General features: G+C 63.4%; 24 protein-coding genes. 12 read left to right on the top strand and 12 right to left on the bottom strand.

The features are described from left to right. Positions 1-343 precede the first annotated feature (343 nt). From K8B33_RS05110 to K8B33_RS05080, 7 genes are all read left to right on the top strand, one after another. Positions 344-3,133 carry a monovalent cation/H+ antiporter subunit A gene (locus tag K8B33_RS05110; RefSeq protein WP_223424037.1) on the top strand — a complete coding sequence of 930 codons (2,790 nt, stop codon included), beginning with the start codon at positions 344-346 and terminating at the stop codon, positions 3,131-3,133. Next, positions 3,133-3,555, top strand: a complete 423-nt coding sequence (locus tag K8B33_RS05105) for a Na+/H+ antiporter subunit C (protein WP_317846193.1) — start codon at positions 3,133-3,135, stop codon at positions 3,553-3,555. The genes K8B33_RS05110 and K8B33_RS05105 overlap by 1 nt, the downstream gene beginning before the upstream one ends. Next, complete coding sequence (locus K8B33_RS05100; RefSeq protein WP_223424035.1) at positions 3,552-5,066, top strand: monovalent cation/H+ antiporter subunit D; 1,515 nt, start codon at positions 3,552-3,554, stop codon at positions 5,064-5,066. The genes K8B33_RS05105 and K8B33_RS05100 overlap by 4 nt, the downstream gene beginning before the upstream one ends. Beyond that, positions 5,066-5,557, top strand: coding sequence for a Na+/H+ antiporter subunit E (locus K8B33_RS05095; RefSeq protein WP_223424033.1), 492 nt, complete (start codon positions 5,066-5,068; stop codon positions 5,555-5,557). Before K8B33_RS05100 ends, K8B33_RS05095 begins: the two co-directional genes overlap by 1 nt. Next, positions 5,554-5,823: a K+/H+ antiporter subunit F gene (locus K8B33_RS05090; RefSeq protein ID WP_223424031.1), complete on the top strand. Its 270-nt coding sequence runs from the start codon at positions 5,554-5,556 to the stop codon at positions 5,821-5,823. The genes K8B33_RS05095 and K8B33_RS05090 overlap by 4 nt, the downstream gene beginning before the upstream one ends. Then, positions 5,820-6,152 (top strand): Na+/H+ antiporter subunit G, encoded by a 333-nt coding sequence (locus K8B33_RS05085; RefSeq protein ID WP_223424029.1) that lies wholly within the window; start codon positions 5,820-5,822, stop codon positions 6,150-6,152. The genes K8B33_RS05090 and K8B33_RS05085 overlap by 4 nt, the downstream gene beginning before the upstream one ends. Before the next feature lie 143 nt (positions 6,153-6,295). Further along, entirely contained in the window at positions 6,296-6,904 is a 609-nt protein-coding gene (locus K8B33_RS05080; RefSeq protein ID WP_223424027.1) for an outer membrane beta-barrel protein, read from the top strand. A 409-nt stretch (positions 6,905-7,313) separates the two neighbouring features. Here the strand turns inward: K8B33_RS05080 and K8B33_RS05075 are convergent, their stop codons facing one another. From K8B33_RS05075 to arsC, 9 genes are read right to left on the bottom strand one after another with little or no spacing between them, the layout of a single operon-like run. Beyond that, positions 7,314-8,663 (bottom strand): DUF58 domain-containing protein, encoded by a 1,350-nt coding sequence (locus K8B33_RS05075; RefSeq protein ID WP_223424025.1) that lies wholly within the window; start codon positions 8,661-8,663, stop codon positions 7,314-7,316. After that, positions 8,660-9,745 (bottom strand): AAA family ATPase, encoded by a 1,086-nt coding sequence (locus K8B33_RS05070; protein WP_223424023.1) that lies wholly within the window; start codon positions 9,743-9,745, stop codon positions 8,660-8,662. The genes K8B33_RS05075 and K8B33_RS05070 overlap by 4 nt, the downstream gene beginning before the upstream one ends. Further along, the gene (locus K8B33_RS05065) at positions 9,742-11,157 is read right to left on the bottom strand and encodes a DUF4350 domain-containing protein (protein ID WP_223424020.1); all 1,416 of its coding nucleotides are present in this window, start codon (positions 11,155-11,157) and stop codon (positions 9,742-9,744) included. Before K8B33_RS05065 ends, K8B33_RS05070 begins: the two co-directional genes overlap by 4 nt. Further along, the gene (locus tag K8B33_RS05060) at positions 11,154-12,716 is read right to left on the bottom strand and encodes a DUF4129 domain-containing protein (RefSeq protein WP_223424019.1); all 1,563 of its coding nucleotides are present in this window, start codon (positions 12,714-12,716) and stop codon (positions 11,154-11,156) included. Before K8B33_RS05060 ends, K8B33_RS05065 begins: the two co-directional genes overlap by 4 nt. Then, complete coding sequence (locus K8B33_RS05055; RefSeq protein ID WP_223424016.1) at positions 12,703-13,782, bottom strand: stage II sporulation protein M; 1,080 nt, start codon at positions 13,780-13,782, stop codon at positions 12,703-12,705. Before K8B33_RS05055 ends, K8B33_RS05060 begins: the two co-directional genes overlap by 14 nt. Next, positions 13,779-14,468 carry an RDD family protein gene (locus K8B33_RS05050; RefSeq protein WP_223424014.1) on the bottom strand — a complete coding sequence of 230 codons (690 nt, stop codon included), beginning with the start codon at positions 14,466-14,468 and terminating at the stop codon, positions 13,779-13,781. The genes K8B33_RS05055 and K8B33_RS05050 overlap by 4 nt, the downstream gene beginning before the upstream one ends. Before the next feature lie 57 nt (positions 14,469-14,525). Further along, positions 14,526-14,879 (bottom strand): DUF2069 domain-containing protein, encoded by a 354-nt coding sequence (locus tag K8B33_RS05045; protein WP_223424012.1) that lies wholly within the window; start codon positions 14,877-14,879, stop codon positions 14,526-14,528. Beyond that, entirely contained in the window at positions 14,876-15,508 is a 633-nt protein-coding gene (gene wrbA, locus K8B33_RS05040) for an NAD(P)H:quinone oxidoreductase (protein ID WP_223424010.1), read from the bottom strand. Before wrbA ends, K8B33_RS05045 begins: the two co-directional genes overlap by 4 nt. A gap of 6 nt (positions 15,509-15,514) precedes the next feature. Continuing rightward, positions 15,515-15,868, bottom strand: a complete 354-nt coding sequence (gene arsC, locus K8B33_RS05035; RefSeq protein WP_223424008.1) for an arsenate reductase (glutaredoxin) — start codon at positions 15,866-15,868, stop codon at positions 15,515-15,517. Between the two features lie 98 nt (positions 15,869-15,966). Between arsC and K8B33_RS05030 the strand changes: the two genes are divergently transcribed. Both K8B33_RS05030 and K8B33_RS05025 read left to right on the top strand, forming a co-directional pair. After that, a complete protein-coding gene (locus K8B33_RS05030) occupies positions 15,967-17,310 on the top strand; it encodes a YihY family inner membrane protein (RefSeq protein WP_223424006.1) in 1,344 nt (447 codons plus the stop codon). 43 nt (positions 17,311-17,353) lie between these two features. Further along, complete coding sequence (locus K8B33_RS05025; protein ID WP_317846192.1) at positions 17,354-18,238, top strand: alpha/beta fold hydrolase; 885 nt, start codon at positions 17,354-17,356, stop codon at positions 18,236-18,238. A 44-nt stretch (positions 18,239-18,282) separates the two neighbouring features. Here the strand turns inward: K8B33_RS05025 and K8B33_RS05020 are convergent, their stop codons facing one another. After that, complete coding sequence (locus tag K8B33_RS05020) at positions 18,283-18,564, bottom strand: peptidylprolyl isomerase (RefSeq protein ID WP_223424004.1); 282 nt, start codon at positions 18,562-18,564, stop codon at positions 18,283-18,285. Between the two features lie 143 nt (positions 18,565-18,707). Here K8B33_RS05020 and K8B33_RS05015 point away from each other — a divergent pair, with 143 nt between their 5' ends. The 3 genes from K8B33_RS05015 (at position 18,708) to K8B33_RS05005 (ending at position 21,560) form a co-directional block, all read left to right on the top strand. Next, on the top strand, positions 18,708-18,992 hold the full coding sequence (locus tag K8B33_RS05015) for an acylphosphatase (RefSeq protein ID WP_223424001.1): 285 nt from the start codon (positions 18,708-18,710) through the stop codon (positions 18,990-18,992). Between the two features lie 107 nt (positions 18,993-19,099). Continuing rightward, positions 19,100-20,620 (top strand): fumarate hydratase, encoded by a 1,521-nt coding sequence (locus tag K8B33_RS05010; protein ID WP_223423999.1) that lies wholly within the window; start codon positions 19,100-19,102, stop codon positions 20,618-20,620. A gap of 91 nt (positions 20,621-20,711) precedes the next feature. Further along, positions 20,712-21,560, top strand: coding sequence for a hypothetical protein (locus K8B33_RS05005; protein ID WP_223423997.1), 849 nt, complete (start codon positions 20,712-20,714; stop codon positions 21,558-21,560). Positions 21,561-21,583: 23 nt separating this feature from the next. Here K8B33_RS05005 and K8B33_RS05000 read toward each other — a convergent pair whose 3' ends face one another. Beyond that, positions 21,584-22,309 carry a gamma-glutamyl-gamma-aminobutyrate hydrolase family protein gene (locus tag K8B33_RS05000; RefSeq protein ID WP_223423995.1) on the bottom strand — a complete coding sequence of 242 codons (726 nt, stop codon included), beginning with the start codon at positions 22,307-22,309 and terminating at the stop codon, positions 21,584-21,586. After that, positions 22,282-23,286 carry an amidoligase family protein gene (locus K8B33_RS04995; RefSeq protein WP_223423993.1) on the bottom strand — a complete coding sequence of 335 codons (1,005 nt, stop codon included), beginning with the start codon at positions 23,284-23,286 and terminating at the stop codon, positions 22,282-22,284. The genes K8B33_RS05000 and K8B33_RS04995 overlap by 28 nt, the downstream gene beginning before the upstream one ends. Between the last annotated feature and the right edge of the window lie 63 nt (positions 23,287-23,349).

The raw sequence follows: 23,349 nt of genomic DNA, 5'->3' as shown, positions 1-23,349 counted from the left end.
CAGGCGTGGGCCCCGTCACAGCGCGGGCGAATCGGCGCCGCGTCCACGGCAACCGAAGCGACATGCTACCCAAAAGTCTAATCTGTTGGCAAACCTTGTTGGTGTGCCTAAGTGCAGGAAATAGCTTGTTTTTTCAGAAACTATATTGATGTCGGACAAGGTTTCCGTGCGTGCGGCGTTTTGTCCCTTGCGCTGGATTGTTCGCGTGGCATACTGCGCGACGTCGGGGCGGCAATGAGCTACTCAATATAAGACGGCGTGCGCACGTCGCGCCCGACAACAAGGCAGACGGCCGGATATCCACCGCTGGGGCCCGTCGCCGGACATAAGCCACCGGGAAAGAATGTTGAACATCCTCTGGATTCTGTTACTGCCCCTGCTGGGCGCCTGCCTGCCGCTGATGGCTGCCCGGCTCGGGCGCGCCTGGTGTGCCGGCCTGACCGTCATGCCGGTATTGATCGCGCTGGCCCTGCTGCTGGGCACCATGCCGGCGGTGCTTGCGGGCCAGGTGTTGCAATGCGAGCTGCCCTGGCTCGGCCAGCTGGGCCTGGCGCTGGCGTTGCGTGTGGACGGCCTGTCCTGGCTGTTTGCCCTGCTGATTCTCGGCATCGGCGTGCTGGTGATTCTGTACGCCCATTATTATCTGGATAAACGCGACAGTGGCGGGCGCTTCTTTGCGCTGTTGCTGCTGTTCATGGGCGCCATGCTGGGTGTGGTGCTGTCGGACAACCTGCTGTTGCTGGTGTTGTTCTGGGAGCTGACCAGCATCAGTTCCTTCCTGTTGATCGGTTACTGGTATCAGGATTCCGGCGCGCGCAAGGGCGCGCGTATGGCGCTGGCGGTCACCGGTGCTGGCGGCCTGGCGCTGCTGGCGGGCATGCTGCTGCTGGGGCATATCGTCGGCAGTTACGCGCTGGGCGATGTGCTGGCGGCCGGGGACCAGATTCGGGCCCACGCGTTGTATCCGCTGGTGCTGGTGCTGGTGCTGCTGGGGGCCTTTACCAAGTCGGCGCAGTTCCCGTTCCATTTCTGGCTGCCCCACGCCATGTCCGCACCGACGCCGGTGTCGGCGTATCTGCATTCCGCCACCATGGTCAAGGCGGGTGTTTTCCTGCTGGCGCGCTTTCATCCGGCCCTGGCGGGCACCGAGATGTGGGGCCTGCTGGTCACCGGGGTGGGGCTGGCGACCTTGCTGCTGGGTGCCATGACCGCCATGTTCCGCCACGATCTGAAAGGGCTGCTGGCGTTTTCCACCATCAGCCATCTGGGCCTGATCACACTGTTGTTCGGCCTGAATACCCCCATGGCGACGGTGGCGGCGCTGTTCCATATCGTCAACCACGCCACCTTCAAGGCGTCGCTGTTCATGGCGGCGGGCATCATTGATCACGAAACCGGCACGCGGGACATGCGCCTGCTCGGCGGGCTGCGTCGCTATCTGCCGTACACGGCAGTGCTGGCGACTATCGCCGCCGGGGCCATGGCCGGGGTGCCGTTGCTGAATGGCTTCCTGAGCAAGGAAATGTTCTTCGCCGAAACGGTGCAGGCGCGGGTGTTCGGCACCTGGCATCTGCTGGTGCCGATCGTTGCGGTGATTGCCAGTGGTTTCTCCGTTGCTTACTCGTTGCGCTTTATCCGCGATGTGTTTTTCCGTGCCACGCCAAGTTGGCTGGCAAAGAAAGCACCGCATGAGCCGGCCCGTTACATGCGTGTGCCGGTGGAAATTCTGGTGGTGCTGTGTCTGGCGGTAGGCATGCTGCCGATGTTCATGGTGGGCGGTCTGCTGTCGGTGGCGGCAACCGCGACCCTGGGTGAGCCGGCACCGGCCTTTGATCTGGTGATCTGGCATGGCTTTGATACGGCGCTGCAAATGAGTCTGGTGGCGCTGGTGCTGGGTCTGGTGATCTATCATTTCCGCCGGCGTCTGCATGCCTGGCATGAGCGGCTGCCGCTGCAGGATATCCGCTTTGTTTTCGAAGCCGCGATTCAGGGGCTGGGGCGTATTGGTGGCCGTGTTGCCAACGGCGTCGTGAACGGCTCCTTGCAGCGTTATATGTTGTTGTTGCTGTTGATGGCGTTCTTGCTCCCGGCCTCGGCGTTGTGGGCCTGGCCGCACTGGACCGGCAGCCGGGCGTTGATGCCGGTTGATCCGGTGACGGCGGTCGGCGCCTTCATCCTGTGTGCATCGGCCATCGGCACGGTCATGACACATCATTACCGCCTGGCGGCACTGGTCCAGTTGTCGGCGGTGGGGCTGATGGTGGCGCTGGCGTTTGCCCGCTTCTCGGCGCCCGATCTGGCGCTGACCCAGATCTCGGTGGAAATCGTCACCATCGTGTTCCTGATGCTGGCGCTGTACTTCCTGCCGCAGTACGCCGGGAATCGTTCCAGCCGTGGGCGTCTGATCCGCGATGCGGGTATTGCCGGCATTGTTGGCGCGGGCGTTGCGGCACTGGCCTGGGCGGTGATGACGCGGCCGCTGGAAAGCATTTCCGGTTTCTTCCTGGAACAGAGCGTGCCCGGCGGTGGCGGCACCAATGTGGTGAACGTGATTCTGGTGGATTTCCGCGGTTTCGATACGTTCGGCGAAATCACGGTACTGGCGCTGGCCGCCATTGGTATTTATTCCCTGCTCGACGGGCTGCGTATCGACGCGCCGGGGCGGCCACGCGGTGAGTTGATCAACCCGCACCCGATGATCATGACGGTCGTGTCGCGCCCCATGTTGCCCATCGCGCTGGCGGTCGCGCTGTATATCTTCCTGCGCGGCCATAATTTGCCGGGCGGGGGCTTCATTGCCGGGTTGATCACGGCGGTGGCGTTGATCCTGCAATTTGTCGGCAATGGCGTGAACTGGACGCAGGAGCGTTTGCACATGCGCTATCACCCGGTGCTGGCCAGCGGCCTGTTGCTGGCGTTGGCCACCGGTGTGGGCAGCTGGGTGTTCGGTTATCCGTTCCTGACCTCGGCGCATACCCATGTGCATGTGCCGTTGATCGGTGACGTCGAGCTGGCCACCGCCATGCTGTTTGATCTGGGGGTGTATCTGGTCGTGGTGTCGGCGACGCTGCTGATCATCGGCAAGCTCGGCAGCATCAGCGCCGTGCCCAAATCCACGGAGGCCAGTCACTGATGGAATTGTTGATGGCCGTGAGTATCGGCGTACTGACTGCTTGCGGTATTTATCTGATGCTGCGCGCGCGGACCTTCCCGGTGGTCATGGGGCTGATGATGCTGGGTTATGCGGTGAACCTGTTTCTGTTTTCCATGGGGCGTCTGGCAACGGAAGCCCCGGCGGTGATTGGCCGTGCCGAGACACATGCCGACCCGCTGCCCCAGGCGCTGGTGTTGACCGCCATCGTGATCGGTTTTGCCATGACCGCGTATGTGGTGATTCTGATCATTCGTGGCCGCAAGACGCTGGAGCACGATTACGTGGATGACCGCGTCAACGAGCGTGATCATGGCGTGGCGGAGCAGGGCCTGTCCAAGCGTGCGGTGGCGATGCCGGAGACGCCGGCCTCGGCTGAAGCAGACGGGGAGCCGCGCCCATGAGCTCTCATCTGCTGATCCTGCCCGTGTTGTTGCCCTTGCTGGCCGGTGCCGTGTTGCTGTTGTTCAGTGGCGCACGGCTGGCCTGGAAACGCCCGATCAATCTGGCGGCCTGTGTGGCCCTGCTGGTGGTGGCGGTGCTGTTGCTGTTACGTGCAACGGAGGGCGGCGCCCAGGTGTATGTACTGGGCGACTGGGTGGCGCCGTTCGGCATCGTGCTGGTGCTGGATCGTCTCAGTGCGCTGATGCTGGTGATCACGGCGGTGCTGGCCATTCCTGTCACCCTGGCCATGAGTGCCGGAACCGATCGCACCGGGCAGAATTTTCATGGCCTGCTGCAATTTCAGTTGATGGGCCTCAATGGCGCCTTCCTGACCGGTGACCTGTTCAACCTGTTCGTGTTTTTTGAAATCCTGCTGATCGCCTCGTATGCATTGCTGGTGTTCGGCGGTGGGCGCGCCCGTGTAGCGGCGTCCATGCATTACGTGATTCTGAATCTGTTCGGCTCGGCCCTGTTCATCATTGCCGTGGGCTTGTTGTATGGCGTCACCGGCACGCTGAACATGGCGGATATGGCCGTGCGTATCGCGGCTCTGCCCGCAGAAGATGTGGCACTGGTGCGGGCTGCCGGGTTGCTGTTGCTGGTGGTGTTTGCGCTCAAGGCCGCGCTGTTGCCGCTGGGCATGTGGTTGCCGGCGGCCTATGCCTCCGCCGCCGCACCCATCGCAGCGCTGTTTGCGATCATGTCCAAGGTTGGTCTGTACGCCATCTTCCGGGTGCACGGCTTGCTGTTTGGTGACATGGCCGGGCCTCTCGCCGGCTTGGGCCAGTCGCTGGTCTGGTGGCTGGCGCTGGCGACCATGCTGCTGGGTATTCTGGGCGTGTTGGGTGCGCGGGATCTGCGCACGCTGCTGGCCTGGCAAGTCATCGTGTCGGTGGGCACGCTGCTGGCGGGCTGGTCCCTGGGCACACCCGAAGCCTGGACCGCCGCGCTGTTTTATATGGTGCACAGCACCTGGATGACCGCCGCACTGTTTCTGATTGCCGGCGTGGTTGTGGCACGGCGTGGCGAAGCGCGCGACAGCTTCATGGTTGACGCACGGATTGCCTCACCGGTCGTTGGCCTGGCTTTTCTCGCTGGCGCGGTGGCGCTGGCAGGCATACCGCCGCTGTCCGGTTTTGTCGGCAAGGCGCTGCTGTTACAGGCGGCGGGCTTCAGCGGCGACATGACGATATTCTGGGTGCTGATGCTGTGTTCCGGTCTGGCCGGGCTGCTCGCATTCAGCCGGGCAGGGACCTCCCTGTTCTGGCGTGGCCCGGTCGCCGAGGTCGCGGCAGAGCAACCGCCCATGCCACTGATGCCTGCACTGCTATTGCTGGTGCTGAGCGTTTTACTGGTGGCTGGCGGTGGGCCAATACTGGATTACCTGGCGGCGACGGCGGATGCCATGTTGCAGCCGGCGGACATGATTCGCGCCGTGCTCGGCGATCGTTATCTTCCCGGAGGTGCCTGATGCGCGCCCGTAGCTGGTTGCCCCATCCCACCCTGACGCTGGTCCTGTTTCTGATCTGGCTGCTGTTGATGAACAGCATCACGCCCGGTGCCATGGTGCTCGGCGCGCTGCTGGCGTGGTCCTTGCCGACCCTGACCCGCGCCTTCTGGCCGGAAGTGCCTCAAGTCAATAACAGCTGGAAAATGCTGGGTTTCATTCTGCTGGTACTGGGCGATATCGTGCATGCCAATCTGGTGGCGTTCCGCCTGATCCTTGGCCCGACGCGCAAACTGCACCCGGCGTGGATCGAAATGCCGATTGATCTGCACGACAAGTTTGCCGTGACGATTCTGGCCAGCACCATTTCCCTGACACCGGGCACCGTGACGGTGGAAGTCGGGCGCGGGCACACCAAGCTGCTGATCCATGCCCTCAATGCAGAAGATCCGGCAGCCCTGGTGGCTCACCTGAAACAACGCTACGAAACGCCGATCAGGGAGATATTCGAATGATCGAGATGGTGATTCCTGTTGCCCTGGGGATGATGTCCCTGGCGTTGTTGCTGAACCTGTTCCGCCTGCTGCGTGGCCCGGAAATTACCGACCGCATCCTGGCGCTGGATACCATGTACATCAATTCCATCGCCTTGATCGTGTTGTACGGTATTCAGCAGGGCTCCGACCTGGTCTTCGAAGCCGCCATGCTGATCGCCGTCATGGGCTTCCTCGGCACCGTCGCCGTCGCCAAGTATCTGTTGCGGGGAGACATAATTGAATGAACATCGTCATCGAAGCCATCATCGCCATCCTGCTGCTTGCGGGCGCCGCCTTTGCCCTGGTCGGCTCCATCGGCCTGGCACGCCTGCCGGACTTTTTTCAGCGCCTGCACGGGCCCACTAAAGCAACCACCCTCGGTGTCGGCTGCACCGTGCTCGCCTCGGCATTCTTTTTCTCCTCGACCCAGGACGGCCTCAGCCTGCACGAAATACTGATCGTCGTATTTCTGTTCATCACTGCACCGGTCAGCGCCCACACCGTCGCCCGCGCCGCCCTGCATCGTCACGTCAAAACCACCGAACGCACCCAGGGCGAACCCTGGCGGCATTGAGCCTTCCGGTAAAATTTATTTAATTCCGCACCGGATCGGTATGCTTGTTGCCCCATCCCGCGTACAACTCGCTGTATAGATGCGCGACTGCGCACCCTGATGCTGATCAGTGCGGGAGAATAACGATGCAAGGATTCATGACGATGCGGGGCAAATCATGGTTTGCTGGTGCCTTGCTGGCGATAACCGCCGCCACCCCTGTCGTTGCAGATACCGACACCTCTTCACGCTTCTACGTGGGCTTCGGCGTCCAGGATCTGCGTGGCTTCCGCGACGATGGCCTGTATGACGGCCTCACCCTGAATCGTGAAGATGACCGGGGCGGCATGCTCTACGCTGGCGTGGAAGTACTGCCATGGCTTGCATTTGAAACCACCATCCGCGACCTCGGCGAATACCGCGCCGACGGCGCCAAACAGGAATTCGGCGCCCTCACCGTCGATGCCCTGTTCCTGACACCCCCCATCGCCGGCCTCAGCGCCTACGGCGTCCTCGGCATGGCCGGCGTCGCCAGCGACATCCGCTTGCCCGACACCCGCCGCGACAGCAGCGACGCGGGAGTCCACGTCGGCGTCGGCGCCCAATGGCTGATTCCCAACACCCCTGTCGGCGTACGCGCGTCCGTCTCCCGCATCTACGCCGACGCCGAAATCTACCGCGGCGTTGACATCGGCGGCCAACCCTTCGCCGACAGCCAGGACTACCGCTTCCGCTTCACCACCGCCCAGGTCGGTGTTCACTATCGCTTCTAGTTGGGAGCGTTTTCGCTAGTGGGTCACCCTCCATCAAGTACGCGTTGAGCCGGGGTATGCCCTTCCGGGACCGCTCAAGCCATCCCTGGGCGCTCGCGCTTTGGCCATCCATGGCCAAAGAGGTCCCTCCAGGGCATACCCCGGCTCAACGCTGGCAGGAGATTCGAAGTTCGGTAGCTGTCATCGACTTTCTGGAGGAACAAAACCGCTAGTTGGCTTCCAGATTGTCGACCGGGCTGAGCGTGACGGCCCTCGGGGGGCGGGAAAGGTTTTCAGGACTGTTTGAGGCAGGATGCCGAAACCAAGCCCCCAGGGATGGGTTTACGGCGTGTCCTGAAAACCTTTCCCGCCCCCCGAGGGCCACAACCCCCAAACCAACAAAGAATAGAAAAAACCCACAAACAAGACACTAAAGCCGCCCAGCCCGCCGCAACGCCTGATAAGCCTGATTCAATCGCTGAGGCAACGCCTCCGGCGTGCCCTGACTGACCACCACCCCCGCATGCCGCAACCGCCCATGCAACGCATCCCGATCCCGCTGATACAACGCATCCGCCGCCACCCGCAACGCATCGTCCGCACTGTCGATATCGCACCGCTGCAACGCCACCTGATCCGGCAACTGAATATCCCCGATCATGATGCGGCAACGCCCCCGCAACAAACGCACCGCATCGAGCAGATCCTCACAATCATCCGGCTGCAACCGCGTGATCAACACCACCAGCGCCTGCCGGCGCCAGCGTTGCAACAATGCCGTGGCGGCGCTGCTGTAGTCGCTGGTCTGGCCCTCGGTTACGGCGGTGAGGGCGCCGGGCTGCAGTGGATAAACCTGATGGAGCAGATGGTGTAGCGCACTGCGGTTGCGCAGCGGCGGCACCCACAGCGGCTCGGGGTTCGAGAACAGCATCAGGCCCGGGCGGTCACCCTCATCCAGCGCGCTGGCGGACAGCAGCAGGGCGGCGTCCAGCGCATGATCAAACAGCGTGCGCTGGCCCACCGGGGTTGCCAGCCGCTGGCCGCCGTCCAGCAGCATGATGATGTGGCGGTTCTGCTCGTCGCGGTATTCGCGGCTGATCAGTTCACCGCGCCGGGCTGTGGCGCGCCAGTCGATCTGCCGCATGGTGTCGCCGGGGCGATATTCGCGCAGCTGGTGGAATTCCTGGCCGTCACCGGCCTGGCGTTTCACTTGTCGGCCCTGGCGTTGCGGCGGGGTGTTGCTCTGCGCCAGCGGGGCATTGCGCAGCCAGGAAAAGTCCGGATAGACCGGCACATCGACGGGGGCGCCGATGCGTCGGCGCAGTTGCCACAGGCGCCAGGGGCTGGGGCACCAGAGTTCGACGGCGCCGAAATGAGCCCGGCCGCGTCGGCTGGGGCGATAGGGATAGTCCACCAGCGTCAGCGCCTGGTCGGCGCGGCGCAACACCAGTGGCAGGCCGGTGTGGCTGTCATCGGCGGGGTGCTGGTCGCTGAGCAGGCATTCATCGGGCAGGGTGGCGCTGTTGAAGCGCAGCTGCACGGTGCCGGGCAGGCCGGCGGAAAATGCGGCGGGCAAGCGGCGGCTGCCTTCGGGCGGCGGTTGCCGCCAGGCGCGCCAGGCGTCCACGGCGGCAGTCACCAGCAGCAGGGCGGCAAGCAGTGACCAGAGCAGCAGGGCGCTGCTGCGCCAGGCGGGCAGTTGCGCGCCCAGCACGATCAGGCCTGCGGCCAGCAATGCCAGTATGACTACCGCCTGGAACAGCCGTTTCTCAGGAATCATTGGCGCGGCGCCGGGACCTGTTCCAGCAGCCGGCTCAGCAGGTCTTCCATCTGCACGCCTTCGATTTCGGCGTCGGCGCTCAGGCACAGGCGGTGGCGCAGTACCGGGCGGGCGACGGCCTTGATGTCATCCGGCACCACGAAGTCGCGGCCTTCCATCAAGGCATGGGCGCGGGCGGCGCGAGTCAGCGCGATGCTGGCGCGGGGGCTGGCGCCACGGGACAGGCCGGCGTAGTCCCGCGTTTCGCGCACCAGGCGCACGGCGTAGTCGAGGACGGCGGCGTCCAGGGTGATCTGCCGGGCGGCGTCCTGCATGGCGAGTACGCCGTCGCGGTCGGTGATGGCGCTGAGGCTGCTGACATCCAGGGCATCGCCGATGGTGCCGTCGAGCACCATGCGCACCAGGCGGTTTTCATCATCGATGCCGGGGTAGTCGATCAGGACCTTGAACAGGAAGCGATCCAGTTCGGCTTCCGGCAGCGGGTAGGTGCCTTCCTGATCAATGGGGTTCTGGGTGGCCAGCACCATGAATGGCGCAGGCAGATGAAACGCCTTGCCCTCGATGGTGATCTGTTGCTCCTGCATGACTTCCAGCAGCGCGGCCTGGGTTTTGGCCGGGGCGCGGTTGATTTCATCGGCCAGCAGCAGTTGGGTAAAGGCGGGCCCTTTGCGAATGCGGAAGCTTTCGCTTTTGGGGTCGTAAATGGCGTGGCCGGTAATGTCGGTGGGCATCAGGTCCGGTGTGAACTGGATGCGCGCGGCGTCCAGTGCCAGGCAGCGGGACAGTGCGCGCACCAGCAACGTCTTGCCCAGCCCGGGCACCCCTTCGATCAGCACATGGCCACTGGTGACCAGGGCGACGAGGATATCGCGCACCACCTGATGCTGGCCGACCAGGACCTGGTTGAGGCTGCTTTCGATGCGCCGGGCGGTGTCGCCGGCAGCGACAACAGCCGTGCTTGCGGTGTCCGCTGGCGGGTGGTCGGCGGCCTGACTATTGTCGGCTGTCTGGTCGCTTGTCTGGTCGCGTGGCTGATCGTTAGTCTGGCCCGTTGTGGTAAGAGTGTCGTGTATCTCGCTCATAGGCAGCGCCTCAGTGTGTGCAGCGTCTCAATGTCGCTTAACAAGGTGTCGTGTTTGAAGGTGTCGTGTTTGATTGACTCACTGGCCGCTGCGCCGTGCGGGCGAGTGCCGGGGTGTTCGTTGAGGGCGCGGGCGATGCGCTCTGCGGGCAGGCCGCTGAGTCTGGCAGCGGCCGCCACTTGTGCTGCCTCATCGTCGCCATGGTGGCGCAGCCGTAACCGGACTTGTTCGCGCAAGCCTGCCACCAGCGTTGCCTGTTGGCCAGTGCGCCACAGCAGTCGGCCGCTGGCCAGCAGGTGGTCGAGGAAATCACCGGGCCGGGTGCCCGCATCCTCCAGCAAGGCGCCCCGGCGGGGCAGATGGCGCCAGATGAACAGCACCAGCAACAGTGCCAGCGTGAGTATCAGGGGCGCGGCGGTTCGCCATAGCCAGTGATGCAGCGGCGGCAGGGTCAGGCCCTGGACGAACCAGACCTGGCGACTTTCCGCGCTGAGATGATCCAGCATCCAGGCGTGGTCCAGATAATGCAGTTGCGTGTTGTGCCAGGGTGCAAGGTCCGTCACCACGGTAATGCGACCGGCGCCGTATTCCAGCTGGATCAGCTGCGTGCCGGCGGCGTTGCCGGCCACGCCGGTCAGCACAGGCGCAGTAGACAGCGTCATCCCGTTGATCGGCGTGTCGTCGTGATCGACGCGCAGCAGATCCGCGTGGCGCAGGTCGATACGCGCATCGAAGCCCACGCGTCGCGGTGTGTTGTCGTGGGGTTGCGTCGTATCGCGCGGATAGACCGGCGTGTCGTAAAGGGTGCGCCGGCGGCCACACATGGCGCGTTCGCATTCGCTGCCACGGTCTTCGCCCGCGTACAGGCAGAAGCGGTGGAACAAGCCTTCCATGCCGAGCAGCTGGTCCGCGAAGGGGCCCGGGTCGTCGCCGGTGACGGCCACATCACTGCGCGCGACAACAATGCCCAGCGGCGAGAGCAGAGGGTCATGATGGTCGTCCGACGCAAGATTGCGGGACGGGGTGTGAGACAGGTCGCGGGACAGGTCGGGGGCGGGCCCGCTGGCCACCACCAACTGGCCGCCGTCGGCGACCCAACCGCGCAGCGCGCTGGCACGCCCTTCGTCCAGACCACTGCGCGCCTGATCCAGAATCAGCAGTGTATCGGTGGGGGGCAGGGGAAACAGCGTGGCGTTGCCGTGCAGCGTGCGCGCCGGGCGGCCACGCTGATGCAGCAGGATGCCAGCGGCGTAGAAGGGGTTGCTGAGCACCTTGGCCGGTGGCGCATCGTGCTGCACATAGCTGTAGCGTTCGCAACGGCTGAGCAGCAGGGCCGTCATCAGTATCAGCGTGATGCCCAGCAGTACGCCGGGGAGCAGCCCACGCCCGCGGGTGTCCGTCGTGGCCGTCATGCGGGCCTCCCGGTGTCGTCACCCGTGTCGCGTGAGAACCACCGTGCTGTCAGTGCGGCCACTTCCTCGTGGCTGACCGGCCGGTGGCCCCAGGCGGTGCGCAGCCAGACTGGCGTCAGCGCCGAGAGAAAATCCACCCCCCGGTCGTTGCCATGTTGCCGCCGCAGCAGGGTCAGCAGTTCGCCTTCGGTGGCACCCTCTGGCAACACAATCGCCAGCCGCAGGTGCAGGTCCCGGACGTTCAGGCGATACAGCAGGCTCAGGGCCAGCCGGTAATCGCCAGCAGCCAGTGCCGCGTGCACGGCGCTGGCGGGATCGTCCGGCAGGCTTTCCCGGGCGATATCCAGCCCCGCGATGCGGGTGTTGGCCGGTGCGGTGCCGCGCCCCGGCGTCGTGCGGTTGTTGAGCAGATGTCGCCCGGACCAGAGCAGCCACACCACCACAACGAGCGCCAGTGTCCACAGCAGGATGCGCAAGCCGTCACTGAGCCAGGGCAGGTGCAGGCTGCCGTCGCTGCGCTCGCTCTGTCGGTCGCCAAACAGCCACTGGAGCAGGCGGCTCAGCAGGTCGCCGTCGCGCTCATCGTTCGGACGCAGGCGCCAGGTGCGGTGTGTGCTCATTGGCATCAGGTCATCGCCAGCGAGGATCTGAATGGCTTCCTCACGCAGCGTATCGGCCTCGGCGGGCGCGCCAATGGCGGCATGCGGCGCAGCCCCGGCATGCAGGGCATCGCTCCAGGGCAGCGCGACAAGCACCAGCAGCAACAGTGTAGCAGTGCTGCCGGCGCGGGCCTTGTTGTGTCGGCTGCGGCGCTGGCGAATGGCACGCAGGCCCTGCTCCAGATCCCAGCCTTCCAGCCAGGTGCGTTTGTTCAGGTACAGGGCGAAACCGCTGCTGACATACAAGGGTTGCGTCAGCGTCATGGCGAGATACCAGCAGGCAAACATCCAGCCGGCGCCGCGCACCTCCTCGCCTGTGAGCCAGTGGATCAGGCTCAGATCGAACTGCCACGGCATCAGCACATACAGCAGCGACAGCAGTGCAAACAGGACAAACTGCTCCACATGCAGCAGCAGCACGGTCAGCGTGCCTGCGTGTTGGTGCGGCTCGGCATGCAGCACGTCCATGCGGCGTTGCAGGCTGTCCCGCGCCGGGCGCTCCAGCTGATATACCGGTGCATTGAAGCTGCGCGATGGGCTCAGGCGTCGCCAGGTGAGGCTGCTGAACAGATACGGCCGGGCATAGGCAGGAAAATCCCGCAGCAATTGCCGCAGCGTTGGCGGGTTGCCGAACAGTGCGCGGGCATTGAATTCCAGCAGCGGTCTTTCCCATACCGGCTTGAGCCACCAGAACAACAGACCGGCCCAGAACAGATTGCCGCCGCACAGCAACAGGATCAGTGCCATGGCGGGCAGGGTGGTGAGCAGCCAGAGCGTCACCAGCGGCCGCCACCAGTGGCGAAACAGCTGCGTGCCCAGGTCCATGGCCTGCCAGGCATTGCGCGGTGCCATGCGTGCCTGGATGCGCGCCTGGCGGGATGGCTGTTCAGCGTGGGACATCGTCATCCCCCGTGGCGGTGCGGCCGGCGAAGAGCAGATACACGGTGAGCAAGGCCCAGCAGAGGCCGCCAACCAGATACTTGGTCTGTGCTGGCAGATCCCGGGGCGACCAGAAGGCCTCGATAAAGGCGGCCAGTATCAGCAACAGGAAGACGCCGTAAATCACCGGCAGCCCGCTGCGGGCGGCGGCGCGCAGGGCGGCGAGGCGGGTCAGTTGCCCCGGGGACAGCAAGGCGGCGCCCAGGCGCAGACCGGCACCGCCGGCGAGGATGATCGCGGTGATCTCCGGTGCGCCATGGGCAATCACAAAGGTGAACAAGGGCTCCCCGGCGCCCACGTTGGTCAGATGACCGGCGACAGCGCCAAAGAAGCCGCCATTGAAAATCATGATGAACAGCGCGCCGACACCAAAGAACAGGCCGCCGGCAAAGCTGCGGAACGCCACGCTGATATTGTTGTAGATGTAGTAGCCGAACATCATCACATCATCATCGCTGCCGCGCCCGTCGCTGAGACGCGTATCACTGGCGTACATGGCTTCGATGTTGGCAATCATCTCGCCGCTGAGCACGCTGTGAACGCGCTCGGGCTGTACCGCCAGCAAGCCCCAGATCAGCGCCATGGCGAGAATAAAGCTCATGGCACTGGCGACATGCCAGCGCCACTGGCTGCGCACGGCGCGGGGAAAATCGGCGCGCAAGAATTCGCTGAGGCGCGGCAGCAGCGGTGGACGGTGCTGATAAAGCTGGCGATGCCCGCGCAATACCAGCGCATTGAGCCGATTGACCAGATTCGGGCTATAGCCGCGCTGGCGTGCCAGCGCCAGGTGGTGGCACAGCCGCCGGTAGTCGGCGGGAAAGTCTCCGAGAGAGTCCCTGAGAGAGTCCCTGAGAGAGTCCCCGGACTCCTCCGATGTTGTGCTTGAAGGCGCGTCCGTCACTGCGTCTGCCACACGTGTGGCGCGGCGGCGCCAGCGACGGCGCGGCGGTTGCTCCAGTTGCGTCAGGGTCCGGGTCAGGGCGTCCCAGAAGGGCGCGTAGCGCGTTTCGAATTGCTGCTGCTTCACGGCGCCTTTCCTTCTGCCGGGCCCTGTACTGAGCCTTGTGCTGCGCCTTGCATGTACAGCGCAACGTGACGCAGGCGTTGCGCTGCGGCGTCAGGCGGGAGTTCCGGGAAGGCCAGTTGGGCCAGCTCCGCGCGGCGGCCGGAGGAGAGCTGCGGGCTGCGTTCGAGAAAATTCAGCAGCAGCTGACGGTCGCTGATGGTCACGGCCCAGTCCGGCGCTAACGGGGTATCGCCGTTGTGCGGGGTGCTGTCCGGCGGCGGTGTAACATGCACCACCAGGGTGCCGGCGGCCAGATCGCCCAGGCGGCGGAAACGACGGTCGATCAGCATGGTGATCAGACCGGCCAGATAAAAGGTGGGAAACAGGTCGGCGGTGCGCAGCAGATTGCGTATCAGGCTGGCGTTCAGGTCCACCGGTGTGGCGTCTTCTTTGACGACGGTCAGATGCAGTGCTTTTTTGCCCGGCGTCTGACCATGGCGCAGGACTTCAAAAAGAATGGGGTAGCCCCATTCGAGCAGAAAAAAAAGAATCAGCAGCAGGCCCATGCCCACGCCGCCCAGAGGGCCGAGAAAAAGGGCTGCGACCAGATACACGACCAGCCGAATGCAGAAATCGATCAGATACGCCACAGCGCGGGGGATCGGCCCGGCCAGTGTCAGCACCAGAGGCACCCCTTCGGGTGTCACTATGTATTGCCGGTCATCAATCACAACGCCCCCCCGTTGTAACGCCGTGGTTGTCTGTCAGCGGTCCAGGTCAGCCCGTCCCGCGCGGATTACCAGCATGGCGGTGATGAACAAGGCGACCAGTACGGTGACGCGAAAGGCGGCCAGGATGCCCATGGGAGGCGGATAGAATAGCTGGATCACATAGCCGCAGAAATAGAACATCAGCAGAAAACACAGCCAGGTCAGCAGCCGGGGGCTGCCGCTGACGACGCCATGGGCAAAGATCAGGATGGGCCCATAGACTACGATGGTCATGAAAATCTTTGCCAGCAGGGGCGCGTCCGGCGGCGCCAGCCACCAGAGTCCGCCGATTCCCAGCAACAGCAGCAGCGCATAGAAGAGGCGGGTCAGGTTCAGTAGCAACGTCATTCTCCAGATGTGGTGCCCAGCGTCAGGGCCAGTCGTGCCAGTCGTTCGCCCAGAGCGCGCGCCAGCGCGGTTTCATGGACGTCGGGGCGGGTCATGTTGTCGGTGCCGGCCATGTGGCTGGCACCATAGGGTGTGCCGCCGCCTGTGGTCTGCAGCAGGCCTTTCTCGCTGTAGGGAATACCGGTAATCAGCATGCCGTGATGCAGCAGCGGCAGCATCATCGACAGCAGCGTGCTTTCCTGGCCGCCATGCAGGCTGCTGGTGGAGGTAAAGACCGCCGCCGGTTTGCCGATCATGGCACCGGCCATCCACTGTTCGCTGGTCTGGTCGATGAAATACTTCAGCGGCGCGGCCATATTGCCGAAGCGCGTCGGTGAGCCCAGTGCCAGTGCGCTGCAGCCGGCAAAATCTGCCGCCGAGCAATAGGGGGCGCCGTTGTCCGGCACCGCCGATGCCGTGGCTTCACTCACCGGCGACACCGGCGGCACGGTGCGCAGCCGCGCGGGCACGCCGGCTTTTTCACAGCCATGGGCGATTTCTCTGGCCAGCTGCGCGATGCTGCCGGTGCGGCTGTAATAGAGCACCAGCACATAGCGTTCTGCGCGGGCGCTGTTTCTGCTATCCACCATGACGGTTCAGTCCAGCAGCGTCAGTACATTCTCGGGAGGCCGCCCGAAGACAGCCCGTTTGCCGTGCACGACGATGGGTCGTTCAATCAGCTTCGGGTATTGCACCATGGCATCTATGACGTCAGCCGCGCTACTGTCAGCCTGTAATCCTGCGCTGCGGTACTCCGCTTCCTTGTTGCGCACCATCTCCAGCGGGTGTGTCAGGCCCAGTTGTTGAACAAGACGCTTGAGTGTGGCGGCATCCGGCGGCGTTTGCAGATACAGTATCACGTCAGGGCTGATACCTTTTTCCTCAAGCAGCGCCAGTGTCTGGCGGGATTTCGAGCAGCGTGGATTATGATAGATCGTATATCCGGCCATGGTCCCTCTGCGTCAATGGCAATTGATGGTGGGGTAAATCAGGTGATGTGCCGGTATTCTAGTCCATCGGGTACAGTCGACGCACGGGTAACGGAAGTATGAGCGAATCACCAGCGAAGACGTTGCAGCAGCGTCTCCAGCAACGTCTGCCGGATCGTCTGCAGCAGCATTGGCAACGGGTGAGTGGGCGCGCGGAGGCGGCGGTGACCTTCGTGCGACTGCTGGCTGCGCAATTCAAAAAGGACGGCCTGCCACAAAGTGCGGCGGCGCTGACCTATACCACGCTGTTCGCCATCGTGCCGATACTGACCGTGACCTATTCGATTCTGGCAGCTATTCCGGCGTTGCAGGAGCGCGGTGATACGATCCAGTCCTGGGTGCTGGATTATTTTGTGCCGGATGCCAGCGCCCAGGTGCAAGAATATCTGGGCGAGTTTACCCGTCAGGCGACCAATCTTACCGTGATCGGTGCGGTATTTCTGTTTGTCACCTCCATCCTGCTGCTGCGTACCATCGAAAATGCCATGAATCGCATCTGGATGGTCAACCAGCGGCGGCGGGGGGTGACCAGCCTGCTGATGTACTGGGCGGTGTTGAGTCTTGGCCCGTTGTTGCTGGGCGCCGGGCTGGGCATCAGCTCCTATGTCACCTCCACGTCGTTCGTTACGGATACCGTGGCCCTTTTTGGTGGCATGCGCCTGTGGCTGGCGATCCTGCCCGTGCTGTTTACGACGGGCCTGCTGACATTGCTCTACGTGGTGGTGCCCAATTGTCATGTGCCGCTGCGGCAGGGGCTGCTGGGCGGCTTCATTGCGGCGGTGCTGTTCGAATTGGCGAAAGGCGGCTTTGCATTGTTCATCCGCTTTGCGCCCAGCTATGAGGTGGTTTACGGCGCATTTGCGGCGGTGCCCCTGTTCCTGTTGTGGATCTACGTGTCCTGGGTCATCGTGCTGGCGGGCGCGCAGCTGGTGCGGACCCAGGTTGTGTTTACCGAATATCGCCGCGATGCACCGCGTTTGCAGGCACTCTTGCGGGTGATCGAGGTGCTCTGGCACAAGCAGCAGCGTGGCCGTGTCTTGCGGCCCGCTGTGTTGCGCCGCACGTTGCAGGCGGCCGGGGCCACCCGCTGGGATGAGTTCCGCAACCTGCTGATTGATCTCGCTCTGGTGCGGCGCACCGACGAGGGCGGCTATGTGCTGACTCGCGATCTGCGCACGCTGAGCGTTGCCGATCTGGTGCAGATGACGCCCTGGCCCGCGGCAGTACAGCTGCAAACCGGCGCGCAGCAGACGCGCCCCTGGGAAGCGGTGCTGGAAAACCGCTGCCAGGCCGCGCGCGAGGGGCTTGCGGCACCACTGTCGCTGTCCCTGGAAGATCTGTTCCTGAGCGAAAAGGACGAAAGCGAACGCGAACAGCTGGTCAGCGTGCCGGACAAGGACTGAGGTGTCCGCCGGGGCGGATGTTCACAAAATCTGAGGGGTGTACGTGAAACAGGTTGAACTGGTCCATGATGCATTGCGCTTTCCGGCGCTCATGTCCGGTGATGGTGAGCCGGTCATTCTCCTGCACGGCTTCCCCGACAGTTACCAGAACTGGCAGCATCAGGTCAGTGCGCTGGCGGATGCCGGCTATCTTGCCGTGGCGCCTGCGTTGCGTGGCTACGCGCCCGGCTGCCAGCCCTCGGATGGTGATTATTCCCTGCGCGCGGCAGTGGATGATGTCTGTGCCTTTGCCAGTCAGCTCGGCGGCTGTGTGCATCTGGTAGGGCACGATTGGGGCGCGGTGGTGGGCTATCTTGCTGCGGCGCGTTCGCCGGAGCATTTCAGCTCGCTGACAACCCTGGCGATACCGCCGGTGCGGCGTCTGCCCGGGGCCTTGTTGCGGGTGCCCGAGCAGCTGCTGCTCAGCGCCTATATGGATTTCTTTCAGTTGCCGCTGGTGCCGGAGTGGACACTGGGCCGAAACGATCTGGCTGGCATTGAGTGGTTGTGGCGGCGCTGGTCACCGGACTGGGAGCCCGGCGAAGCGCTGGAACTGGCCAAACTGACCCTCAGCCAACCCGGCGTGATGCGCGCTGCACTCGGCTGGTACCGGCACCTGCCCAAGGTCTGGACCAGCGCCCATCGCGACGCCCGCACCTGGATGGCCAGCCCGATCACCGTGCCGACGCTGGTCATGGTCGGCCGCAAGGACGGCTGCATGAGCCCGCGCTTGCTGGACCACACGGTCAACGAACGGGACTTCCCGGCGGGCCTCCGCGTGGAGCAGATATCCGGCGCCGGGCACTTCCTGCATCTGGAGCGTCCCGGGCGCATCAATGATCTGCTGCTGAGCCACCTGGCGAGCAGCCCGAGTGCCTGTTCAGTCTAAGTTCAGTCAGTCTGAACGGCACTCGCGGTGCCCGAAGCGCTCTGTCAGTCCTGGCGGCTGGTGACTTCCAGCAGATGGTAGCCGAACTGGGTCTTCACCGGGCCTTGTACGGTGTTCACCGGTGCGCTGAAGACGACCTGATCGAATTCACGCACCATCTGGCCGGGGCCGAAGGAACCCAGGTTGCCGCCGTCGCGGCCTGACGGGCAGGAGGAATGTGCCTTTGCCAGTGCGGCGAAGTCTTCACCGGCCTCGATTTTTGCCTTCAGTTCATTACAGGCGCTTTCGCTGTCCACCAGAATATGCCGGGCTGATGCCTTGGCCATGCTTGTCTCCTTGCCCTGCGAGGGCATGTGTTGAGGGTTCTGTAAGGGTGTTGCAAGGGGTACTGCCAGGGTTGCTGCGGCATATTAACATCATTGCAGGCGACAATTATGCTGACAGGTATGCTGACAGCGGGAGAAGGCGCATGGCCGAGACAACACTGAAAGCCTGGCATGTTCGGGTGCAAGGCCGGGTGCAGGGTGTGTTCTATCGCGCCAGCACACAGCAGCAGGCGCATCAGCTGGGGCTGCGCGGTTGGGTGCGCAACTGTGATGACGGCAGCGTCGAGGCACTGTTGTGCGGCGAGCAGGCTGCGCTTGACGCGATGTTGGCCTGGATGGCGCAGGGCCCTGCGCGGGCGCGGGTCGATACGCTGCAGAAAGCACCCGCCGAGGTGCCGGACAACAACGACTTCGAGGTTCGAGCGTAAATTCGCGACTTGGCCTGCCCGCGTTCTCCCGGAAACAAGCAGCTGTCCTCCTGGCGCGCGCATCTCTGCTATAATGCGCGCCCCCGAGAACCCAGCTGGAGTGACCGATGACGGTGATTCGCCAGGACGATGTGATCCAGAGCGTGGCTGATGCCCTGCAGTACATCTCTTACTACCATCCGGTAGATTTCATTCAGGCCGTGCATGAAGCCTATGAGCGTGAGGAAAACCCCGCTGCCAAGGATGCCATGGCCCAGATTCTGGTGAACTCCCGCATGGCCGCCACCGGGCACCGTCCGATCTGTCAGGACACCGGGATCGTCACGGTATTCTGCAAAGTGGGCATGCAGGTCACGTTTGAAGGCGACTTGAGCCTGACTGACATGATCAACGAGGGCGTGCGCCGCGCCTACAACCATCCGGACAATGTGCTGCGCGCGTCTGTGCTGTCAGACCCGGATGGCAAGCGGGCCAACACCAAAGACAACACCCCGGCGGTGATTCACTATGACATCGTGCCGGGCAACACTGTGGATATTCAGGTCGCGGCCAAGGGCGGCGGCAGTGAAGCCAAGTCCAAGTTTGCCATGCTCAACCCGTCCGACTCGGTGGTGGACTGGGTGCTGGAGCAGGTGCCGAAGATGGGCGCCGGCTGGTGTCCGCCGGGCATGCTGGGCATCGGCATCGGCGGTACTGCCGAGAAGGCCATGGTGCTGGCGAAAGAATCTCTGATGGACCCGATCGACATCCATGAGCTTCAGGCCCGTGGCCCGCAGAACCGCGCCGAGGAATTGCGCCTGGAGCTGTTCGAGAAGGTCAACGCGCTGGGCATCGGTGCCCAGGGGCTGGGTGGCCTGACCACGGTGCTGGATGTGAAGGTGGTGGATTATCCCACCCATGCCGCCAACAAGCCGGTGGCTATCATTCCCAACTGTGCAGCCACCCGGCATGCGCATTTCGTGCTGGATGGCAGCGGCCCGGCCGACCTGAAGGCGCCGGACATCAATGCCTGGCCGGACATCGCCTGGGGCGATGATGGCCAGTCGAAGCGTGTCAATCTGGACGGCATTACCCCGGAAGAAGTGCGCACCTGGAAATCCGGTGACACCCTGCTGTTGTCCGGCAAGTTGCTGACCGGCCGGGATGCCGCGCACAAGCGCATGGTGGATATGCTGGCCAAGGGCGAGACGTTGCCGGTGGACTTCACCAATCGCTTTATCTACTACGTCGGCCCGGTAGACCCGGTGCGTGAAGAAGTCGTTGGCCCGGCGGGCCCCACCACCGCGACGCGGATGGATAAATTCACCCGCACCATGCTGGAACAGACCGGCCTGATCGGCATGGTCGGCAAGGCCGAGCGCGGGCAGACCGCCATTGACGCCATTCGCGACAACAAGGCGGTATACCTGATGGCGGTGGGCGGCGCGGCGTATCTGGTGTCCAAGGCCATTCGCGCTTCCCGGGTGGTGGCATTCGAAGACCTGGGTATGGAAGCCATCTATGAATTCGAGGTGGAAGACATGCCGGTGACCGTGGCGGTGGACAGTGAGGGCACTTCCGTTCACCGTACGGGTCCGAAGATATGGCAGGCGAAAATCGGCAAGATTCCGGTGACTGAGGAAGCCTGATCCGAGTTTTATTCCAACGACAATCGAGGCTGTTTTGTCGCAACGTCCGGATCGACTGCGTCATTTTTTTTGTGTTCTTTGCGCCGCGCGCATGTCACATGCGCGTGTGTGGACGCTGTTGCCTGCCTTGCTGATGGCGGGCTGCGCATCGCTGCCGCTGGAGATGGGCGGCTTTGGTGGCAGCACGGCGCCGCAGACGGTGGCGGGGTTGACCTATGAAGAGATACAGCAGCTCGGCGCGCTGCGCGGTACCTGTGCGCATTTGCAGGATATGCGGCGCCAGGGGCGTCGCGTTGACGCGACGGAAATGACAGAGCGGTTGCTACCGGCCTGTGAGCAGATGATCGAGAGCGCCCGTGAAAAGGCGCGGCAAGAGCGAGAAGAAGCCGAGCGACGTGAAATCGCCGTGTTCATGGCGCGGGAATGGGCGGTGGTGGAAGCACAGGTTGCCCAGCGCCGCAGTCGCGAACGGGAATGGCGCGAGGCGGAGCAACAGCGGCAGGAAGCGGAGCTGTTACGTGCGCAGCTGGCGCAGGCGGAAGAAAAGCAGGCCGAACGCCGCGCTGCCCTGGCGGAACGCATTCGCACAACGACGATTTACGACAAGTTGTCGGAATACGAAGACAAGCCTGTTGCTCACAGTATCGGCCAGCCGTCGCAGACCACATTGAAAACCTTCCTGGCGTGTGTCGAGCTGGCGTATCCCAACAAGGGATATCGCATTTCCCAGTCTGGCCGGACGCTGACCATTATCGCGCGAGAAGCTCAGTTGCCGCGGGGCGATCTGCCGATTGAAATGCGTTTCAATGAGAATCCGCAGTACTGGCGCATGACCTATCTCATGGTGGCCGACATTGAAGCGCGCCAGGATGCTGACCGGTTTGTGCTCTCACAGAATCTCGTGGCGCAAAGCTGTCCGCAGGAAGGCGGGTTATTCTGACGCTGGATTAGCGCCGCGCCAGATTAACGTCGCGTAAGATCCACTTTCCCTTGTGTCTTGCGGCGTCGCGCAGCCTCCACCAGGGCCCGGAACAGTTGTCGATGAGCCGGGTGGTAGAGCAGATACTCCGGGTGCCACTGTACGCCCAGCTGCCATTGTCCCGGCCCTTCGTTTTCGATGGCCTGGACAAAATGATCCGCATCCCGCGCTGCCACGCGCAAACCTTCCCCCAGTTCACGAATCGATTGGCTGTGCATGCGGTTGGCGCCCAGGCGTCGGCGGCGCAGTACCCGTGACAGGCGTGAACGCGGCACCAGACGCACGGGTTGTGCTGCAGTGATCAAACGTCGCGGGCGGGTGTGACGGCGCATGGGGGTAATGTTCTGATGCAGGTCGCCGCCGCGATGTACGTTGAGCAACTGGGCGCCACGACAGATGCCCATGACGGGCAGGCTGCGCTCGCGCGCCTCGTCCAGCAAGGCCAGCTCCAGCGTGTCGCGGCCCGGATTATAGGCAGCTTTCACCTGGGGCAATTGCTGATAATGGCGCGGGTGAACGTGATCGCCCCCGGCAATCACCAAGCCGTCGATCTGTCGCGCAGGGGGCGCGGGCGGCCGGTCCATACCAGGATGAAGATGCACGCTGTCTGCGCCCAGGGCGTGCAGTGCCAGGCGGATCAGGCGTATATCGAACAGGTGCCGTGTCGGGCCGGCAACGCCGATCAGGGGCTTGTCGGCGACATCAACCATTGTGCGCTTTCCTTTTCCCAGCGAGATAACAGCTTGTCCATATCCCGACGTTGGTGCGCCTGCCAGGCGTCGGCCATGGCCGCCAGGCGACTGTCATCGGCGGCCAGATCATCAATCAGTACCCAGTCATTCCAGACGTGTGCAAAGGACCAATCCGGGTTGTCGATGTCGCAATCCGGCAGCCGGTAGTGCAGCGTCGGTCGGGCCTTGATGCGGGGGTCGCCGATCTTGTCCTCAATCAGTGCGCCGCGCAGGTGGGCAAACAGCGGCATCATGTCCAGCGCCCGGTTACGGGTGGGGTTGTGCTGGATGTAATCAGCGATCAGCTGGTCGATGTCCGGCTGATAATCAGGGTCGTTGATGAGCAGGACATACTCATCCGGCCAGGGGCCAATATAGGTGGTGAACTTGCGGCTGATATCCACCTGCTGGCGCGCCTTCAGCCATGCATAGCTGAGGGAGAACGCGCGCATGTAGCCCAGCAGGGTGCGGGCATCCAGCGCGGGCAATTCCGGATTGAGTTGCAGGCCGAAGGCGTAGTGCAATGCGTGGCGGCTGCCTTTGGCGCCCAGTTCGCGCAGGTAAACGCACAGCGCTTCGATGTCGCCAAGGTCTGTGAAAGCGATTGGCGGGCCGACGATTTCCAGCGGCACGATTTTTTCTGCGGTAGCGTCCATCAACTCCAGGGCGGCATCGGCGACCTCGGCAAGCGTATCGGGCAGGGCGCCGGTGTCGATCTCGAAATCCTTGACCGGATCGGAATCGAGTTCCACTTTGAAGAGGCCGTAATCAGATTCGATGGCGTGAACGTAGCGGCTTTCCTCGGTGGCGTTGGCACTGAAGAAATCAGCAACATGTGACACAAGCGTGTCAAAGGGGAGGCCGGAGAGTTCGATTTCAACACCCACGCGCCGTGGCGTGCCGTCTTCTGTCTGCAGCCTTGTGGGCTGTTGCAGGGATGCATGCGTCTTTCCCAAGGAACAGTGCTCCTGGTTGATGGATCGGGTACGGGATAATGCATACAGGAAAGCACAGATGCG

The organism is Alcanivorax limicola (assembly GCF_019931215.1).
Taxonomy (GTDB): Bacteria; Pseudomonadota; Gammaproteobacteria; order Pseudomonadales; family Alcanivoracaceae; genus Isoalcanivorax; species Isoalcanivorax limicola.
Note: the sequence above shows the minus strand (reverse complement) of the source record. Positions and strands in the feature narration are given on the sequence as shown.

Coding starts and splice junctions, on each gene's coding strand:
- K8B33_RS05095 (WP_223424033.1), top strand. CDS start 5,066: ATGCGCGCCCGTAGCTGGTTGCCCCATCCCACCCTGACGCTGGTCCTG.
- K8B33_RS05080 (WP_223424027.1), top strand. CDS start 6,296: ATGCGGGGCAAATCATGGTTTGCTGGTGCCTTGCTGGCGATAACCGCC.
- K8B33_RS05020 (WP_223424004.1), bottom strand. CDS start 18,564: ATGGCCAAGGCATCAGCCCGGCATATTCTGGTGGACAGCGAAAGCGCC.
- K8B33_RS05000 (WP_223423995.1), bottom strand. CDS start 22,309: ATGGTTGATGTCGCCGACAAGCCCCTGATCGGCGTTGCCGGCCCGACA.
- K8B33_RS05105 (WP_317846193.1), top strand. CDS start 3,133: ATGGAATTGTTGATGGCCGTGAGTATCGGCGTACTGACTGCTTGCGGT.
- K8B33_RS05085 (WP_223424029.1), top strand. CDS start 5,820: ATGAACATCGTCATCGAAGCCATCATCGCCATCCTGCTGCTTGCGGGC.
- K8B33_RS05075 (WP_223424025.1), bottom strand. CDS start 8,663: ATGATTCCTGAGAAACGGCTGTTCCAGGCGGTAGTCATACTGGCATTG.
- K8B33_RS05030 (WP_223424006.1), top strand. CDS start 15,967: ATGAGCGAATCACCAGCGAAGACGTTGCAGCAGCGTCTCCAGCAACGT.
- K8B33_RS05060 (WP_223424019.1), bottom strand. CDS start 12,716: ATGTCCCACGCTGAACAGCCATCCCGCCAGGCGCGCATCCAGGCACGC.
- K8B33_RS05045 (WP_223424012.1), bottom strand. CDS start 14,879: ATGACGTTGCTACTGAACCTGACCCGCCTCTTCTATGCGCTGCTGCTG.
- K8B33_RS05005 (WP_223423997.1), top strand. CDS start 20,712: ATGTCACATGCGCGTGTGTGGACGCTGTTGCCTGCCTTGCTGATGGCG.
- K8B33_RS05110 (WP_223424037.1), top strand. CDS start 344: ATGTTGAACATCCTCTGGATTCTGTTACTGCCCCTGCTGGGCGCCTGC.
- wrbA (WP_223424010.1), bottom strand. CDS start 15,508: ATGGTGGATAGCAGAAACAGCGCCCGCGCAGAACGCTATGTGCTGGTG.
- K8B33_RS05015 (WP_223424001.1), top strand. CDS start 18,708: ATGGCCGAGACAACACTGAAAGCCTGGCATGTTCGGGTGCAAGGCCGG.
- K8B33_RS05065 (WP_223424020.1), bottom strand. CDS start 11,157: ATGACGGCCACGACGGACACCCGCGGGCGTGGGCTGCTCCCCGGCGTA.
- K8B33_RS05070 (WP_223424023.1), bottom strand. CDS start 9,745: ATGAGCGAGATACACGACACTCTTACCACAACGGGCCAGACTAACGAT.
- arsC (WP_223424008.1), bottom strand. CDS start 15,868: ATGGCCGGATATACGATCTATCATAATCCACGCTGCTCGAAATCCCGC.
- K8B33_RS05090 (WP_223424031.1), top strand. CDS start 5,554: ATGATCGAGATGGTGATTCCTGTTGCCCTGGGGATGATGTCCCTGGCG.
- K8B33_RS05100 (WP_223424035.1), top strand. CDS start 3,552: ATGAGCTCTCATCTGCTGATCCTGCCCGTGTTGTTGCCCTTGCTGGCC.
- K8B33_RS05010 (WP_223423999.1), top strand. CDS start 19,100: ATGACGGTGATTCGCCAGGACGATGTGATCCAGAGCGTGGCTGATGCC.